The sequence below is a fragment of the Mycoplasma sp. 1012 genome (assembly GCF_054343455.1).
The window spans coordinates 1-513 of sequence record NZ_JBTGVG010000043.1 but is presented as its reverse complement, the minus strand read 5'-3'; the positions used below and the strand labels follow the sequence as shown (position 1 = coordinate 513).

Annotated in this window: 1 protein-coding gene; it reads left to right on the top strand. The window is 17.9% G+C overall.

Annotation, left to right across the window (positions count from 1 at the left end; all coding sequences use genetic code 4):
- Nucleotides 1-363, top strand: a 363-nt coding sequence (locus ACXX89_RS04005) for a hypothetical protein (protein WP_458557740.1), incomplete at its 5' end; no start/stop codon positions are given.
- Nucleotides 364-513 lie beyond the last annotated feature (150 nt).

Sequence of the window (513 nt, the reverse complement as noted above, 5' to 3'; positions counted from 1 at the left end):
AGAAAAAGCATAGAAAAAGCAGAAAAAACAATTGAAGAAATAATAAAGAAAAATTCAGAGTTTTCTATTTCTTTTGTGAATAAAAATCATAAATTATGAAACAAAAGTAAAATGTTTTTCATTATTTTTGTTTCTATCTTTAATGATAAACTAGAACTACAAAAAGTAAATAAATGATTGAAAAAAGGTCTAAAAAATTTTGTTGAACAAAAAATAAAAAATGAAAAAATTATGATTAAAAATTTAGAATTTAGTGTAACTAATTTTAAATATTTATTATCAATTTATGATTTTAAAAAATATGCTAGTGACGATTGAAAAGATCGTTTAAAAATATTAAAAAATAAAAAGAAAGTTCGATAAATTCAAATGAAAAAGATAAAAAATATAATAATTTTTCTTCTACATTAAGCGTTCCTTTCTTTACAGTTTTATCTTGTTCTGTTGAAAGTAAAGATTCGAAAATTCATTATGCAATTAAAAAATATGTAGACAAATTAATTTATAAAAAAA